The following is a 16282-nucleotide window of genomic DNA, read 5'->3' as shown; positions in this document are numbered from 1 at the left end:
ATGTGATCAAAATGGATGGGGAAAGGAAGTCAATGAAGAATGTCTCACGTGTTTTTGACGCCGCATAAGATCGTCAGCGGACGGGATGCTTTGAACGATGCCGCCGGTGCGCTGGCTAAAATGGGCCGCAAGGCTTTAGTTGTAACGGATGGGATGATGGAAAAGCTGGGCAACGTGGATAAGGTGTGCCAGGTGCTGGAGGGCGCAGGGGTGGCCTACAGCGTATTTGCCCAGGTAAACTGCGAACCCACCGATCAGGTGGTGGACGCGGGCCTTGCCCAATACCGTGAGGCGGAGTGCGATTTTCTGGTGGCTATCGGCGGGGGAAGCCCCATCGACACCATGAAGGCGATCGCCATGCTGGCCGTATGCGGGGGCAGGGCGGCGGATTATATGGGCAAGGTGGTGGAGGAAAAGCTGCCCGCCATGGCCGCGATCCCTACCACTGCGGGAACGGGCTCGGAAGCGACGCAGTTTACCATTATTACCGATACGGCCACGGAGGTCAAAATGCTGCTCAAGGGGCCCAGCCTGCTGCCGGAGCTGGCGATTATCGACCCGCAGTTTACCCTCACCGCGCCGCCGGCCATCACGGCTGCCACGGGCGTGGATGCCTTTACCCACGCTATTGAGGCCTACACCTCCCGCAAGGCGCAGCCCATAAGCGATACTTTCGCCCTCTCGGCGGTCAAGCGTATTTTCGCAAACCTCAAACAGGCTTATGACCATGGGGACGACGTGGAGGCGCGCATCCAAATGTCCGTAGCCTCGCTGGAGGCCGGCATCGCCTTTAATAATTCGTCGGTGACCATCGTCCACGGGATGAGCCGCCCCATCGGCGCGCTGTTCCATGTGCCCCATGGGCTCTCCAACGCCATGCTGCTGGAAGAGTGCCTGCGGGATGTGGCCTGCGGCGCGGTGGAGCGCTTTGCGGACCTGGCACGCCAGTGCCGCCTGGCGGGCAGCAAGACGCCGGACGAGGAAGCCAAGGATGCGTTTATCGCAGGCGTTGCCCAGCTGCTTCAATCCATCGATATTCCTACGCTGGCGCAGTATGGCATAGACCAGGACGCTTACTTTGCCAGCATCGACAAGATGGCGCAGGATGCCTTTGACAGCGGCAGCCCGTCCAATACCCGCAAGGAGATGGACGTGCCCGCGATCAAGGCGCTTTACGAGCGGATGTGGAAATAAGGAAGCCTGAATATTTGGTAACAAAAGCCCCGCTGCCGGTTTTCCGGCGGCGGGGTTTTGTCTATACGCGCCTTTACTGGGCGGGGTAGTGCGCCAAAAAGAAATCTTTGAACAATTCCGGGATGTATTCATAATGGTTGGAACCCGCGTAGATCTTACTGGTCGCGGACGAAACGCCGTATCCATCCAACCGGCTCATCAAATGCGCAATGCCCTCCAGCGTAGAATCGTTCTCTCCATAAAATTCAGCGTAATCGGCATCCTCGTGTTCGCCGCCGCAGATATAGAGGGTTTTCTCAAAAGAATCATTTCGCTCAAAATAGCCGTATTCCCTCAGGTATGCGGGCGGGTCGCTTTCGCTGGGCAAAAAGTAGGGCGACCAGAAGGCGGGGCTGCCGATGATGTAGTGCTGGAAGGGCTGATTGCCGAAACGGTCTGCATTGAAGGCGGCATAGTGGGTAAATACGCCGCCCAGCGAATGTCCATACAGCCCGGAACGGGCAAAATCAATGGCGTAATGCTCATCCAAATAGGGCGCCAGGTTATCGGTGATAAAAGCGAGAAACAGCGCCTTATCCTGGCAGTAAAAACGTCCCCGCACGGCGTTGTCCGTCCCATCCAGCGCATAATCATAGCCGATACTCACGAGGATGACGTCCTCTACCCTGCCGGATTGCATCATCTCCCAAAGCGCAGGATGATCGCCAAAGCGCCAGACGCCGTCGGTCATCACAAACATCGGATAGGCGTTCGCCGCGTCATAATCGGGCGGCAGGGTGACGTGAATGATAAAATCGCTGTCCAGTTCCTCGTCGTACAGGCACAGCTCCTGCACGCTGTCCTTGATTTTTTCCACCTGCGCCGCATCAAATTCCCAACCCCAGATAAAAATGTCCTCGCTGCTGGCATTATCCCGCTCCAGCAGGGTGAGCGATCCGGAGGAAGTACGGCTTTTTTCGGCCGTTGTCATATGGTTTTCCAGCTGACCGGCGCGCTGCGCAGAGGATGAAGCGGGTGTTGGTTGCACAGAATCCAAATCGGAATCAGGCGGAGCAGTCCCTTGGCAGGCGAAAAGGCTGACGAATAAGAATAGGGACATGATTAATGCGATCGATTTTTTGACTATTTGCATATTTAACACCTCTTATTTATTGAAATGTGTGTATAATATGTATAATGGTCACTAAAATGTGTTGATGCAAATTTATTTTATCATAAACGACCTGAATGTAAAGAGAAATAGCCGATAGTATGCATTGATGGTGCGCGGGAACGGAGAGAGCCGCGCACGCGAAATGTGCTCGTGCACGCGAAACATTAAAAATAATCCAAGTTCTAATGGGGGGAAAAGAGCGAAAGGCGAAAATTTCGCTAAATTCCGTAAATTATGATTGAATATGGGTCAAAACGATGCTAATATATACTCAACAGTTAACCATACTATTTTGTTAGGGGGCATTTGAGATGGTCAAAGTTGGCATCATCGGCGCGGGGCGCATCGGCAAAGTTCACTTGCAGAGCATCTGCAACTACGTGCGTAACGCCACCGTCAAAACCGTGGCCGACCCGTACATGAACGAGGAAACGGAAGGGTTCATCCGCTCTTTCGGGGTGGAGAACGTGACAAAGGATTACCATGAGATATTGAACGACCCGGAGATCGACGCGGTGCTGGTTTGCTCTTCTACCGATACGCACGCGCCCATTTCTATCGAGGCGATTGCCGCCGGCAAGCACGTATTTTGCGAAAAGCCGGTGGATCACGACATCGAGAAGATCAAGCAGGTCATGAAGGCGCTGGAAGGCAAAAAAATCAAATTCCAGGTGGGCTTTAACCGCCGGTTTGACCACAACTTTGAAGCCATCCGCGCTGCGGTAAAGGAGGGACGGATCGGCCAACCGCACATCATCAAGATCACTTCGCGCGATCCGGAACCCCCCTCGGCTGATTATGTGGCCCATTCCGGCGGCATGTTTTTGGATATGACCATTCACGATTTTGATATGGCCCGTTACCTGGTGGGCAGCGATGTAGAGGAGGTCTACGTGCAATCCGCCGTGCTGGTGGACCCGGCCATCGGCGAGGCGGGGGATGTGGATACCGCCATCATCACCCTTAAGATGGCAAACGGCGCGCTGTGCGTGATCGATAACTCCCGCCGCGCGGCCTATGGGTATGACCAGCGGGCCGAAGTTTTCGGCAGCGAGGGGATGATCGCCACCGCTAACGACGCCAATTCTACCGCGGTGCTCTCCAACGCACAGGGGGTAACAGGGGAAAAGCCGCTCTACTTCTTCCTGGAGCGCTATATGCAGTCCTTTGCTAAGGAGATGGCCTGCTTTATCGACGCGGTGGAGCAGGACGCAGAGACGCCCGTGGACGTGATAGACGGCCTGCAGGCCGTGCGCATTGGCGTTGCAGCCAAAAAGTCGGTGGATGAAAAGCGGCCGGTGGCCTTGAGCGAGATCGACTAAGGAAGGAGCTGGGGGCGAAATGAACTATCTCCAATTTGACAGAGAGCGGCCGCTGGATCTGATCCTGCTGGGTCGGGTGGCCATCGACTTTAATCCGCTGGACTATTTTAAAACGCTGGCCCAGAGCGAGACCTTCAAAAAATACGTGGGTGGCTCGCCGGCTAATATTGCCGTGGGCCTTTCCCGGTTGGGTAAAAAGTGCGGCTTTTTTGCCCGGGTATCCGACGACCGCTTTGGCGATTACGTGACGGAGTATTTTGACAACGAGGGCATCGATACCAGCCGCATCCGCCGCTGCGAAAACGGAGAAAAGCTGGGCTTGACCTTTACCGAAATCTTGAGCGAAAATGAAAGCAGCATCTTAATGTACCGCAACGATATTGCCGACCTGCAGCTGGATGTGCAGGATATCGACGAGGCGTACATCAAACAGGGCAAGGCACTGCTCATCAGCGGCACCGCGCTGGCGGCCAGCCCCTCCCGCGAGGCGGCGCTAAAGGCTGTGGCTATCGCCAAGCGGACGCACACGCCGGTGTTTTTTGATATCGATTACCGGCCCTATAACTGGAAGAACAGCGATGAGATCGCCATTTACTATTCCATGGTGGCCGCGCAGAGCGATGTGATCCTGGGCTCGCGGGAGGAGTACGACCTGACCGAGGCCTTGATCGAACCTGGCCGTACCGACGCGCAGACTGCCGTCTACTGGCAGGGGCGAGGGGCCAAGATCGTGGTGATCAAACACGGCAAGCAGGGCTCCACCGCCTATACCTGCGATGGAAACAGTTATTCGATCAAGCCCTTCCCGGTCAAAGCGCTGAAATCCTTCGGCGGCGGGGACGGGTACGCCTCGGCCTTCCTGTACGGCCTGTTCGAGGGCTGGGAGATGATGGACTGCCTGGAGCTGGGCAGCGCCTCGGCCTCACTGCTGGTGGCCAGCCACGGCTGCAGCGCGGATATGCCCAGCGTGGAGAAGGTGCGGGCGTTTATCGCGCAATGTAAAAAAGAGTACGGCGAAATGGTCGCCAGAAGCTAGAAAAAGTAAGGGGGAAACGCGATGGAAACCACAAGGATGACGATGGCGCAGGCGCTGGTCAAATTTTTGGATAACCAGTACGTATCCATGGACGGGGTGGAGACCAAATTCGTCCATGGGATTTTCACGGTCTTTGGCCACGGCATCGTCTGCGGCCTGGGCCAGGCGCTGGATGAGGACAGCGGGGCCTTAAAGGTCTACCAGGGCCGCAACGAGCAGGGCATGGCCCACGTGGCCACGGCCTTTGCCAAGCAAAAAGACAGGCTGCAGATCATCCCCTGCGCCTCGTCCATCGGCCCGGGCGCGGCCAATATGATCACCGCCGCGGCCACGGCCAGCGTCAACAACATTCCGCTGCTGCTGCTGCCGGGGGACGCCTTTGCCTGCCGCCAGCCCGACCCGGTGCTCCAGCAGGTGGAGCAGGAGAGCAGCCTGACCATCACCACCAACGATGCATTTAAACCCGTATGCAAGTATTGGGACCGGGTGGTGCGCCCCGAGCAGCTGATGACGGCCATGATCAACGCCATGCGCGTGCTGACCGACCCGGCCCAGACCGGCGCGGTATGCATCGCCCTGCCCCAGGACGTGGAAGGCGAGAGCTTTGATTACCCCGATTACTTCTTCCAAAAGCGGGTGCATCGCATCACCCGGCCCGTGCCCGTGCCCGAGGAGATGGAGGACATAGCGGAGGCGATTGTAAAGGCCAAAAAACCGCTGGTGATCTGTGGGGGCGGCGTGCGCTATTCCAAGGCGGGCGCGGCGCTGGAGGCTTTTTGCCAGGCGTTCAATATCCCCTTTGCCGAGACCCAGGCGGGCAAGAGCGCCTGCCGTTCCAGCTCGCCCTACAACCTGGGCGGCTTGGGCGCTACCGGGAACCTGGCGGCCAACTCCATCGCCGAGCAGGCGGACCTGGTCATTGCCGTGGGCAGCCGCTTGAGTGATTTTACCACCGCTTCCAAGTCATTGTTTAAAAATCCGGATGTGAAATTCGTGTCCATCAATATTTCCCGCTTCCACGCCTACAAGGCGGACGCCGTTAAAGCCGTGGGGGACGCGAAGGCCACGCTGGAAGCGCTGACGGAAAAACTCTCCGCAGCGGGCTACCGTTCGGGCTATGGGGAAGAGATCGCCCAGGCCAAGGCTGCCTGGGAGAAGGAGATGGCGTTTTTAGCGGGCTACCGCTATGACGAGAAATTTGAGCCCTTGATCGCCGCGCGCAACCCCGCCACCATCGAGGAGTTTGTGGCGCTGACCGGCGGCGAGGTCACCCAGGTCTCCGCGCTGGCGCTGATACGGGAAATGCTTTGCGACAGCGACATCGTAGTGGGGGCCTCGGGCAGCCTGCCGGGGGACTTGCAGCGCATGTGGACCACCGATACGCGGGACGCTTACCACATGGAATACGGCTACTCCTGCATGGGCTATGAGATCGCCGGCGCCCTGGGCGCAAAGCTGGCCCAGCCGGAAAGGGAGGTCTATGCCATGGTGGGGGACGGCAGCTACATGATGCTGCACAGCGAGCTGTTTACCGCCCTGCAGGAGCGCAAGAAGATCAACATCCTGCTCTTTGATAACTGTGGCTTTGGCTGCATCAACAATCTGCAGATGTCAAACGGCATCGGCAACCTGGCTACCGAGTTCCGTTACCGGGATAACGGTGACAGCCTGCGCCACGATGGAGCGCTGATCCCCGTGGACTTTGCCAAGGCGGGGGAGGGCTACGGCCTTAAAACTTACACGGCCCGCAACCTGAAGGAACTGAAAGACGCGCTGGAGGATGCGAGAAAGCAGGAGGTCTCCACGCTGATCGATATCAAGACCCTGCCCAAGACCATGACGGACGGGTATCGCTCCTGGTGGCACGTGGGCATTGCCAGCACCTCCCAAAAAGAGGGCGTGCAAAGGGCCTATGCGGAGAAGGAAGCTGCCCGCAGGCAGGCGCGGATGTATTAAGAGGGGGAAAAGAGATGTTTGATCCGAATAAAGTGAAACTGGGCATCGCGCCCATCGCCTGGACCAACGACGATATGCCGGACCTGGGCAACGAGAATACCTTCCAGCAGTGCGTCAGCGAGATGGCGCTGGCCGGATTTACGGGCTCGGAGATCGGCAACAAATACCCCAAGGATGAGGCAGAGCTCAAAAAGGCGCTGGCGCTGCGGAATGTTCAGATCTGCAACGCCTGGTTCTCGGCCTTTTTGACCACGCAGCCCTACGAGGAGACGGAGCAGGCCTTTATGGAGCACATCCGCTTTTTAAAGGCCATGGGCGCGCAGGTGGTGGGGGTGTCCGAGCAGGGGCACAGCATCCAGGGACAGATGGAAACGCCGATTTTTGAGCAAAAGTACGTGTTAAACGATGCGCGGTGGGATACGCTGTGCCAAGGGCTCAATCAGCTGGGCGCCAAAGCCAAAGAGATCGGCATGACGTTGACCTTCCACCACCACATGGGCACCGTGGTGCAAACGGCCGAGGAGATCGACCGGATGATGGAAAATACCGACCCGGAACTGGTCAACCTGTTGTTTGATACGGGGCATCTGGCCTACTGCGGGGTGGATCCGCTTGCCATCGCCCGCAAATATGGCAAGCGCATCAAACACGTGCATTTGAAGGATATCCGCCCCGAAGTGGTGCGGGAGGTCAAGGAGAATCACCTAAGTTTCCTGCAGGGCGTGCGCAAGGGCGCCTTTACCGTGCCGGGAGATGGGTGCATCGACTTTGAACCGATTTTTGAGGCGCTGAAAGATTGCGATTATCAGGGCTGGATGGTGGTGGAGGCCGAGCAGGATCCGGCCATTGCCAACCCACTGGAATACGCCATCAAGGCCCGGGGCTATATTCGAGAAAAGACCGGCCTGTAAGGGAGGAAAGAAAAATGAACGGCAACGAAGTTTTTGGCTATCCGCAGTATGACGCAAACGGCGTGCGGGTGATCACCCGTACCACCGGCGCGTACAGCCACGCGATGATGAACATCACATCCTACTGGATGAAGGCGGGGGATACCCGCAGCTTTTGCTTCCCGGATGAGGAGATGGCCGTGCTGCTGGTGAGCGGCAGCGTGGAGATCGCCTGGGAGGGCAAAAAGGAGACCGCCAGCCGCAAAAGCTGGCATGAGGAGGACTTAAGCTGCCTGCACGTGTGCAAGGATACGGCGGTACTGGTCAAGGCGCTTAGCGACAGCGAAGTGCTGGTGCAGACCACGGAAAACGACCGCGCGTTTGACAGCAAGTTTTACCGCATTGAGGATTGCATGGTCAACATGTCCGGCGTAGGCCTGTGCGGAGAGACCAATATCCGCAGGGTGGTCACGGTGTTCGACTATCATACCGCGCCCTACTCCAACATGGTGCTGGGCGAGGTGATGAGCAACCAGGGCAACTGGTCGGCCTACATCCCGCACCATCATCCCCAGCCCGAGGTTTACTATTACCACTTTGACCATCCCCAGGGTTTTGGCGCCTGCTTTATCGGCGACGACGTATTTAAGATCAAGGACGGCAGCTTTTCCGCTATTCCCGGGGGCAAGACCCATCCGCAGGTCACCGCGCCCGGGTATAAGATGTACACCTGCTGGATGATCCGCCACTTTGACGGCAACCCCTGGACGGACCGGATCGACGACGAGGCCCATACCTGGCTATACGATGCGAAATTCTGATCCACAGCCGTCAAAAAAGACCGCGCTTTTCAGGCGCGGTCTTTTTTGCTTTCCGGGGTGGCCATAGCAGCCTTTTGCCGCTTTGGCCAGGTGAGCAGCACGGCCATCAGCAGAATCAGACCAAACCCCAGCCAGTCCAACGGAGCGATGGGGGTCTTGAGCCACAGCGTCATCGTCAGCGCGGCGCTGACCGGTTCGATACAGGCTAAGAGACTGGCACGCACGGCGCCGATATCGCTGACGCCCTGCAGGTAAAGGGTAAAAGAACCCGCCGTGCCCAGCAGCACGATGGCGGCGATGCCTAAAAGCGCCCCGCCGTCCAGCTGGACCGAATAGGTCCACACCTGCGTCAGCACGGCTAGCACGCTGCCGCCTATCAGCATGGCAAAACCGGTCATGGGGATGCTGCCATAGCGCACCACCAGGTCGCCGGGCAGCAGGGTGTAAAGCATCAGCGCCACGGCCGCAGCCAGCCCCCAAAAGAGCGCCTGCGGGGAGAGCACCAATTGATGGAGGCTGCCATGGGTGGCCAGCAAAAAGATGCCGATGATCGCCAGCACCAGGGCGATGTTTTCTTTATACGTCGGTAACCGCCGGAGCCGCACGCAGCTGACCAGCAGGATCAGCGCCAGCCCCAGGTATTGCAGCGCCGTTGCGGTGGCCGAATTGGCGTGGGCGATCGCCGTCAGATACGTGTATTGGCAGGTCATCAGCCCTAAAATGGCAAACACCGCTAAACGCGCCACATCCTTGGGTACGCGCCAGACCGCTTTTAAAGCGGAAGGGTTTTGGATGGCGGCAAAGGCTATCAGCAGCACGCCTGCCGATAGCATGCGCACCGAAGAGAGCCATTGACTGTCGATGGCTTTATAGGTGAATAAATACTGCCCTACGGTCCCCGAGAAGCCCCAGAGTATGCCGCCCAGCAGCGCGCAGAGCATCCCGCGCAGGGTTTTGTTGTGAAGAGCACTTTTCATGCTTTTGAATATAGCATATATGTCGACGGCCCTCAAGGTTATAATACATAAAAAAACAGATATTGCGGTTAACAGGGCAATTTAGGTATTATAAATGCCTTCACAGCCCTATCCCATAACAAGAGGTTTACTTCTTTACCGTTGGCTCTGATTTCCGCTTTTCCACCGGGAAAGCCACCTCCTAAAACAAAAAATAGGTGGTCATGATGGCCACCTATTTTCGTCTAAAAGCATTGACTTTCCAATACACAAAGAACCCGAAAACCCGCATCGCTACGGGAGTCTTTCACTCCCACTCAATCGTGCCCGGGGGTTTTGAGGTGATGTCGTACACCACGCGGTTGACGTGGGAGACCTCGTTGATGATGCGGTTGGAGATCCTGCGCATCACGGGGTAGGGAATTTCGGCAAACTCCACGGTCATGGCATCCGACGAGGTCACGGCGCGCACGCCGATGATATAATCGTAGGTGCGTCCATCGCCCATTACGCCCACGGTACGCATGCCGGTAAATACGGTAAAGTACTGCCAGATCTCTCGGTCCAGCCCTGCCAGGGCGATCTCTTCGCGCAAAATCGCATCGCTGTGGCGCAGGATATCCAGCTTTTCCTGCGTGATATCGCCAAGGATGCGGATCGCAAGCCCTGGCCCTGGGAAGGGCTGACGCCAGACCGCTTTTTCATCGATCCCCAGCTCCAACCCCAGCGCGCGCACCTCGTCTTTAAACAGGCTGCGCAGCGGCTCGATAACGGTGCGGAACTTGATGTCCTTGGGCAGCCCACCTACATTGTGGTGGGACTTGATGACCTGGGCGTTGCCTACGCCGCTTTCCACCACATCCGGATAGATCGTGCCCTGGACCAAAAAATCAGAGTCGCCGATCTTGGCGGCTTCCTCTTCAAATACGCGGATGAACTCCTCGCCGATGATCTTACGCTTGCGCTCCGGCTCGGTGACGCCGGCCAATTTGCTCAAAAACCGGTCTTTAGCATCCACATAGACCACGTTCAGTCCCATCTCATCCCGAAAGACGCGCAGCACCTCTTCGGCCTCATTCAGCCGCAGCAGGCCATGGTCCACAAATACGCAGGTGAGCTGATCGCCCACGGCGCGGTGCACCAGGGTAGAGGCCACGGCGGAATCCACGCCGCCGGAAAGGCCGCTGATTACCCGGCCCTTGCCTACGGTTTTGCGGATGTCGGCGATCATGCTTTCCACGAGGCCGGAGACCACCCAATCGCCGGAGCAGCCGCAGATATCGTACAGATAATTTTTGAGCATATCCTGCCCAAAGGGTGTGTGCCGCACCTCGGGGTGGAACTGTACGGCAAAGAGCTTCTTTTCCGGACAGGCCATGGCGCCCACGGGACAGTGCGCCGTATGGGCGGTAGCGTGGAACCCCTCCGGCAGCTGACCGATGCGGTCGTTATGGCTCATCCAACAGGTGGCCTGGGCTTCCAAACCGTTAAAGAGCGGGTCGCCGGCTTCCAGTGTAATGGCGACCCCGCCGTACTCGCCGCTTTCCGCATGGGCGACCTGACCGCCCAATAGTTGGGCCATAAGCTGGGCGCCATAGCAGATGCCCAGCACCGGTTTGCCCAAGGCCAGCACGCCAGCGTCACAGCGGGGTGCGCCCGCCTCGTACACGCTGGCCGGGCCGCCGGCCAGAATATAGCCTTTGACATCCGCCCCCTCCAGCTGGGCCAGAGGCGTGCTATAGGGCAGGATCTCACAATAGACCTGTGCCTCGCGCACACGGCGGGCGATCAGCTGGGTATACTGGCCGCCAAAGTCGATTAAAATAATGCGTTCCATATACAGCCCCCTTTATTGGTCTTCCCGGTTGAGCGATGCGCCTACAAAATCCCGAAAGAGGGGATGGGGGCGGTTGGGTCGGGATAAAAATTCGGGATGGAATTGCGCCGCTACAAACCAGGGGTGAGATGGCAGCTCCACGATCTCCACCAGGTTCCGGCCGGGATTGACGCCCGAGATGCGCATGCCGCCCGCCTCGAACTGCTCCCGATAATCGTTGTTAAATTCATAGCGGTGGCGGTGGCGCTCGCGGATATCATCCTGTCCGTAGGCGGCGCGGGCCTTGGTACCCGCGATAAGGTGACAATCGTACCCGCCCAGGCGCATGGTACCGCCCAGTTGGGTCACATCCGCCTGCTCGGGCATCAGGTCGATCACCGGGTAGGGTGTTTCCGGATCGGCCTCAGAGCTGTGGGCGCCCGTCAGCCCCAGCACGTTGCGGGCAAACTCGATCACCGCCATCTGCATCCCCAGGCAGATGCCAAGGAAGGGGACGCCTCTCTCGCGGGCATACTGTATGGCCAAGATCTTGCCCTCCAGCCCGCGGTTGCCAAACCCGCCGGGTACCAGGATGCCATCGGCGTCCTTCAAGGTTTCGGCCACGTTCTCGGGGGTGATATTTTCGGATTGGATCCACTGGATCTCCAGCTTGGCCTGATGGTAGGCGCTGGCGTGGGTCAGGGATTCTTTAATAGAAAGGTACGCGTCGTGCAGCTCTACATACTTGCCCACCAGCGCGATGGTCACCGTGCGCTTGGGGTTTTTGATGTGCGCGACGATCTCCCGCCAGGCGGCAAGGTCGGGCGGCGGGGTCTGCAGGCCGAAGTGCTGGCAAACCAACCCATCCAGATTCTGCTCGGCCAGCAGCAGGGGCACCTCATAGATCGTGGAAGCGTCCAGGCTGTCCACCACATGATCCACCGGCACATTACAAAAAAGCGAGATCTTGCGCCGCTGATCGTCCGGAATCGGGAAACTGGAGCGGCAGACCAAGATCTCGGGCTGGATGCCCATGCTCATGAGCTGGCGCACGCTGTGCTGGGTGGGTTTGGTCTTGAGCTCATCGGACATGGGGAGATAGGGTAAAAGCGTTAAATGGATGTAGAGACAGTTCTCCCGGCCTACATCCCACTGGAACTGGCGGATGGCCTCCTGATAGGGGACGGATTCGATATCGCCGATGGTACCGCCGATCTCCACCAGCTGCACATCAGCCTGACTTTTGCGGCTGGCGTCCAGCACGCTGTTTTTGATCTCGTCTGTCACATGCGGCAGCACCTGGATGGTCTGCCCCATAAATTCGCCCTTGCGCTCGTGCTCAAAGAGGGCTTGGTAAATGCGCCCGGTGGTCACGCTGTGTGCGCGGGTGAGGGGGACATCGGCAAAGCGCTCGTAGTGACCCAGGTCCAAGTCGGTTTCGGCGCCGTCGTCGGTAACGTAGACCTCGCCATGTTGGTAGGGATTCATGGTTCCAGGGTCGGTATTCAGGTAAGGGTCCAGTTTCATGATCGATACCTTGAGCCCCCGGCAGCGCAAAAGCCGCGCTAACGAGGCAGCCAATAGCCCCTTTCCCAGCGATGAGGTCACACCGCCTGTAACAAAGATAAATTTAGTTGCCATCCATCCACCCGCTTTCTTCTCATCTAGCAATCCATTCTCAAGTACACTTTTTTGACATTCGCATGCAAAATAACAAACTTTATATTAGCGAAATCGGGGATTTCCTGTCAAGGGAATATGGCCCGCATAGCGTAAAAAAATTGTGCCGGTCTACATTTTTTTGTATTTGCCGGCGGGAGCGGTTGTAACTGCGATGGCGGATTGCTATAATTAATAATGTAACCATTTCATTTTTAAACATTCTTTACGAAGAAACGTTTGGAGCAAAACCGAATAGGGGGAAGATTATGGAGATCATTGCAATCAAGGGCAGCCCGCGCAAAAACGGCGATAGCAATAAGCTGATCGATGAGATCATCCGCGGCGCAAAGGAAGCCGGGCATACTTGCACGACTTATTTTTTGCAGGATATGAATTTGAAGGGCTGCCAGGCCTGCTATGCCTGTAAGAAGGAGGGCCCGGGACGGGACTGTATTATCCGCGACGATCTGCAGCCCTACTGGGCGCAGTTGCACAAGGCGGATGCGCTGATCCTGGGGGCGCCGATCTATGCCAGCGGCATTTGCGGGCCGATGGTCAGCTACATGAACCGGCACTATTGCCTGTTGGATAAGGATTGGAACGTCCGGGTAAAGCCGGGCATCAAGGTGATCGGCGTATTTTCCCAGGGCCGTACGGAGGCGGAGGAGTATCAAGAGGTAATAAACTGGTTCCTGAGCGATTTTGAGCGCCGCAACATGGTGCTCAAGGACGTTATCGTCAAGACCGGGCGCGAGCCGGTGGAAAACGACGCGGAACTGATGCAGCGCGCCTATGAAGACGGAAGGCATTTGGCGGACTAAAAAGCATTGCACCAAAGCGCCGGAGGAAACTCCGGCGCTTTGGCTTTAACGATTAGCTTATGCAGAAAAGTGGTATTTTATACCGCTGCTTTGCTACTTAGACAGTTTTCGCAAAGGAGGAATGGTAAGCTCAGGGCAGGTTATTGACTTTGGGGGGAGAGGTTACAAATATGGGAATGCAGGCGCGGGCAAAGAAAATGCGGATCCGCTCGTTTGTGATGAGCAGAAATCTGGAGATGATAGGCTGGGGCGCAGCAGGGCTGCTGATGGCCCGGGTGCAGATGTTTGGCGCTTATGCGCCGCTGGGCGTTGCGGGCGTTGGGGCCTCCCTGCTATCCGGGGGAAACGCGCTCAGCCTTCTGATCGGCGCGATCGTCGGCCGGCTGACCATAGGCGTTGCGGACGGCAGGGCCTTGCAGGATATCGCGGCCATGGCGCTGGTCTACCTGGGATGGGCGCTGATCCAAAAGACCAAGATCAAGCAAACGCCCTGGCTGATGGTGGGGATCTGCGTGGTGGCCAGCGCGGGCGCCCAGGCGGCGCGGGGTTCAAATGTGCTGTACGATTGGCTGATGTGGGTGGCCAGCGCCGGGGTCACAGCGGTGATGGTGCCGGTATTCGCCGTAGCCCTGGAGCGGATACGCGAGGCGGGCAGCCGCAGGCTGCTGACGGGGGAGGAATGGACCTGCATGGCCCTGTTGGCTGCCGCGGTGGTCATGGGCGGCATGGGGCTTGCCATCGGTCCCTTTCGGCCGGCGCAGATACTGGCCTTTTTGTTGGTCATGGGTACGGGCTATATCGCCGGTTCCGGCGCGGGCGGGGCTACCGGCATCGTCATCGGGCTCGCCATGGCGCTGGTACGGGGGGATAACATCCAGCCATTTATCATGGGCAACTTAGGCCTATGCGGCATGATCTGCGGTGCGCTGCGGCGCCTGGGCCGCCCGGGGGTGGCGCTGGGCTTTATTCTGGCCAACGCCATCGCTACGCTGGTGGTGAATGGATCGGTTACCGTCATCCTGCCACTGGTAGATAGCCTGACGGCCGGCGTGATCTTCATGCTCGTCCCCAAAAAAGTCTTTGGCAAGATCATGGAACTTTCCAAGGCGACCACCCCTGAGACCGACGCCTACTTGGAGCGGGTGCGGGGCTATGCTGTAGAGCAGCTGGACCAGAACGCGCTGATGCTCGCCCACATGGCGGACGCCTTTTTGGGCCTGCCCGACAGCGGGAACCCAGCCGAAGGCGAGGTGACCGCGCTGATGCAGCAGGTCGCCCGCAGGACCTGTAACGACTGCGCGCTGCGCGCAGCCTGCTGGAAGCGGGATTATAATAAGACCTACGCCATGTTTTACGACCTGATGGTGCGCAACAAGGCGGAACGGCTGAAAAAGAGCGACCTGCCCGAGATGACGGCCCGGCGCTGCATGCGCTTGGATGCGCTGCTACGCGCCATGACCCAGGCGCTTCAGGGTTATCAGGAGCGCAAGAGCTGGCAAAGCCGGGTGGACGATAGCCGCCGCGTGCTGGGGGAGCAGTTGGAAGGCGTTTCCCAACGGCTTGCGGAGCTGACAGAGGAGCTGCAGGTGCCCATCACCTATGACGCGGCTACCGAGCAGGCGATATTGGAGGAGATGGACCGGTGCGGCATCGAGGTGAAACAGGTCTCCGCCTGCCAGATAGACGAGCGATGGGAGGTCAATATCGCCTTTGCCGCCTGCGGCGGCAAGGGCAGTTGTATCGGCAAGGTGGCCCGGGGCCTTAGCAATGTGCTACAAAGCCCCATGCGCTGCGCCACCCAGGGCTGCAACGGACACGAGCAGGGGATCTGCCGCAAGCGCTTTATCGAGGCGGAAGGGATGGCGGTGCAGACCGGGGCGGCCAGCCTGCCCCAGTCCGGTCAGGAGGTCTGCGGAGACAGCTACGCCTTTCAACAGCTGGCGGACGGCAACTACCTGATGACCCTGTCTGACGGCATGGGCAGCGGGGAGCGCGCCGCCCAGGAGAGCAGCGCGGCGGTGACGCTGGTTAAAGAGATGCAGCGGGCCGGGATGTCGCAAGAGCTGATCCTGCGTACGGTCAACCGGCTGCTTTTGATGCGCTCGGGCGGGGACCGGTTCGCTACGGTGGACTGGTGCACCATAGACCTTGCGGCCGGCGAGGCGGAGATGATCAAGGTCAGCGCGGCCCCCACCTTTATTTTGCGGGGCGATACGGTGGAAAAGATCTCCTGCGGGGCGCTGCCCTTAGGGATGTTGGAGGAGGTGCAGCCGGGATATATCCGCAAAAAGCTGGAGCCGGGCGACATGGTCATCATGATGAGCGACGGGGTGGTAGACGGCATCGGCGAGGAGAATATGAAGCGGCTGTTGGCGGCGCTGCTATATAATCTGGAAGGGACGCCTAAACAGATGGCAGAGATGGTGATCCACGAGGTGCTGCGCCAATCCGGCGGGCAGGCGGCCGACGATATGACGGTGCTGATCGGCAGGGTATACGAGCCGATGGCATCATAACCCGGGAAAAGGAGCAGTACAGGCACAAACGGGCGGTAAATTACCGCCCGTTTGTGTATTTTTTGTTAATTCATGCGTTTCAAAGCTGGGGATGCTTGAAAGACGGGATTAAAACCGATACAATAGGAATATCACTCCA

At 58.2% G+C, this 16282-nt stretch carries 12 protein-coding genes; 8 read left to right on the top strand and 4 right to left on the bottom strand.

What is annotated here, in order from left to right:
- The first annotated feature begins 39 nt into the window (after positions 1 to 39).
- Positions 40 to 1194 (top strand): iron-containing alcohol dehydrogenase, encoded by a 1155-nt coding sequence (locus H8699_RS00385; RefSeq protein ID WP_249283976.1) that lies wholly within the window; start codon positions 40 to 42, stop codon positions 1192 to 1194.
- Between the two features lie 73 nt (positions 1195 to 1267).
- On the opposite strand, the gene H8699_RS00380 is transcribed toward H8699_RS00385, so the two are convergent.
- Complete coding sequence (locus tag H8699_RS00380; protein WP_249283975.1) at positions 1268 to 2164, bottom strand: alpha/beta hydrolase; 897 nt, start codon at positions 2162 to 2164, stop codon at positions 1268 to 1270.
- 494 nt (positions 2165 to 2658) lie between these two features.
- Here H8699_RS00380 and iolG point away from each other — a divergent pair, with 494 nt between their 5' ends.
- Genes iolG through H8699_RS00355 form a run of 5 tightly spaced genes read left to right on the top strand, consistent with a single transcriptional unit; the run spans position 2659 to position 8372 of the window.
- Positions 2659 to 3669 (top strand): inositol 2-dehydrogenase, encoded by a 1011-nt coding sequence (gene iolG, locus H8699_RS00375; protein WP_249283974.1) that lies wholly within the window; start codon positions 2659 to 2661, stop codon positions 3667 to 3669.
- Positions 3670 to 3688: 19 nt separating this feature from the next.
- Complete coding sequence (iolC, locus tag H8699_RS00370) at positions 3689 to 4705, top strand: 5-dehydro-2-deoxygluconokinase (protein WP_249283973.1); 1017 nt, start codon at positions 3689 to 3691, stop codon at positions 4703 to 4705.
- 21 nt (positions 4706 to 4726) lie between these two features.
- A complete protein-coding gene (gene iolD / locus H8699_RS00365) occupies positions 4727 to 6661 on the top strand; it encodes a 3D-(3,5/4)-trihydroxycyclohexane-1,2-dione acylhydrolase (decyclizing) (RefSeq protein WP_249283972.1) in 1935 nt (644 codons plus the stop codon).
- A 14-nt stretch (positions 6662 to 6675) separates the two neighbouring features.
- Positions 6676 to 7572, top strand: coding sequence for a myo-inosose-2 dehydratase (gene iolE, locus H8699_RS00360; RefSeq protein WP_249283971.1), 897 nt, complete (start codon positions 6676 to 6678; stop codon positions 7570 to 7572).
- Between the two features lie 14 nt (positions 7573 to 7586).
- Positions 7587 to 8372 (top strand): 5-deoxy-glucuronate isomerase, encoded by a 786-nt coding sequence (locus H8699_RS00355; protein ID WP_249283970.1) that lies wholly within the window; start codon positions 7587 to 7589, stop codon positions 8370 to 8372.
- 29 nt (positions 8373 to 8401) lie between these two features.
- On the opposite strand, the gene H8699_RS00350 is transcribed toward H8699_RS00355, so the two are convergent.
- From H8699_RS00350 to H8699_RS00340, 3 genes are all read right to left on the bottom strand, one after another.
- The gene (locus H8699_RS00350; protein WP_249283969.1) at positions 8402 to 9349 is read right to left on the bottom strand and encodes a DMT family transporter; all 948 of its coding nucleotides are present in this window, start codon (positions 9347 to 9349) and stop codon (positions 8402 to 8404) included.
- Between the two features lie 286 nt (positions 9350 to 9635).
- Positions 9636 to 11171: a glutamine-hydrolyzing GMP synthase gene (guaA, locus tag H8699_RS00345; RefSeq protein ID WP_283244120.1), complete on the bottom strand. Its 1536-nt coding sequence runs from the start codon at positions 11169 to 11171 to the stop codon at positions 9636 to 9638.
- A 6-nt stretch (positions 11172 to 11177) separates the two neighbouring features.
- Positions 11178 to 12785, bottom strand: a complete 1608-nt coding sequence (locus tag H8699_RS00340) for a CTP synthase (protein WP_249283967.1) — start codon at positions 12783 to 12785, stop codon at positions 11178 to 11180.
- Between the two features lie 287 nt (positions 12786 to 13072).
- On the opposite strand from H8699_RS00340, the gene H8699_RS00335 reads away from it, so the two are divergent.
- Both H8699_RS00335 and spoIIE read left to right on the top strand, forming a co-directional pair.
- On the top strand, positions 13073 to 13627 hold the full coding sequence (locus H8699_RS00335; RefSeq protein WP_249283966.1) for a flavodoxin family protein: 555 nt from the start codon (positions 13073 to 13075) through the stop codon (positions 13625 to 13627).
- Positions 13628 to 13797: 170 nt separating this feature from the next.
- Positions 13798 to 16143 (top strand): stage II sporulation protein E, encoded by a 2346-nt coding sequence (spoIIE, locus tag H8699_RS00330; protein ID WP_249283965.1) that lies wholly within the window; start codon positions 13798 to 13800, stop codon positions 16141 to 16143.
- Positions 16144 to 16282 lie beyond the last annotated feature (139 nt).

It is taken from the genome of Luoshenia tenuis, assembly GCF_014384745.1.
Classification (GTDB): domain Bacteria; phylum Bacillota; class Clostridia; order Christensenellales.
This window is presented reverse-complemented; position numbering and strand designations above follow the sequence as displayed.

Excerpts from the sequence above, each read along its gene's own strand:
- H8699_RS00385 (WP_249283976.1), top strand. The coding sequence starts at position 40 with ATGTCTCACGTGTTTTTGACGCCGCATAAGATCGTCAGCGGACGGGAT.
- H8699_RS00380 (WP_249283975.1), bottom strand. The coding sequence starts at position 2,164 with ATGACAACGGCCGAAAAAAGCCGTACTTCCTCCGGATCGCTCACCCTG.
- iolG (WP_249283974.1), top strand. The coding sequence starts at position 2,659 with ATGGTCAAAGTTGGCATCATCGGCGCGGGGCGCATCGGCAAAGTTCAC.
- iolC (WP_249283973.1), top strand. The coding sequence starts at position 3,689 with ATGAACTATCTCCAATTTGACAGAGAGCGGCCGCTGGATCTGATCCTG.
- iolD (WP_249283972.1), top strand. The coding sequence starts at position 4,727 with ATGGAAACCACAAGGATGACGATGGCGCAGGCGCTGGTCAAATTTTTG.
- iolE (WP_249283971.1), top strand. The coding sequence starts at position 6,676 with ATGTTTGATCCGAATAAAGTGAAACTGGGCATCGCGCCCATCGCCTGG.
- H8699_RS00355 (WP_249283970.1), top strand. The coding sequence starts at position 7,587 with ATGAACGGCAACGAAGTTTTTGGCTATCCGCAGTATGACGCAAACGGC.
- H8699_RS00350 (WP_249283969.1), bottom strand. The coding sequence starts at position 9,349 with ATGAAAAGTGCTCTTCACAACAAAACCCTGCGCGGGATGCTCTGCGCG.
- H8699_RS00340 (WP_249283967.1), bottom strand. The coding sequence starts at position 12,785 with ATGGCAACTAAATTTATCTTTGTTACAGGCGGTGTGACCTCATCGCTG.
- H8699_RS00335 (WP_249283966.1), top strand. The coding sequence starts at position 13,073 with ATGGAGATCATTGCAATCAAGGGCAGCCCGCGCAAAAACGGCGATAGC.
- spoIIE (WP_249283965.1), top strand. The coding sequence starts at position 13,798 with ATGGGAATGCAGGCGCGGGCAAAGAAAATGCGGATCCGCTCGTTTGTG.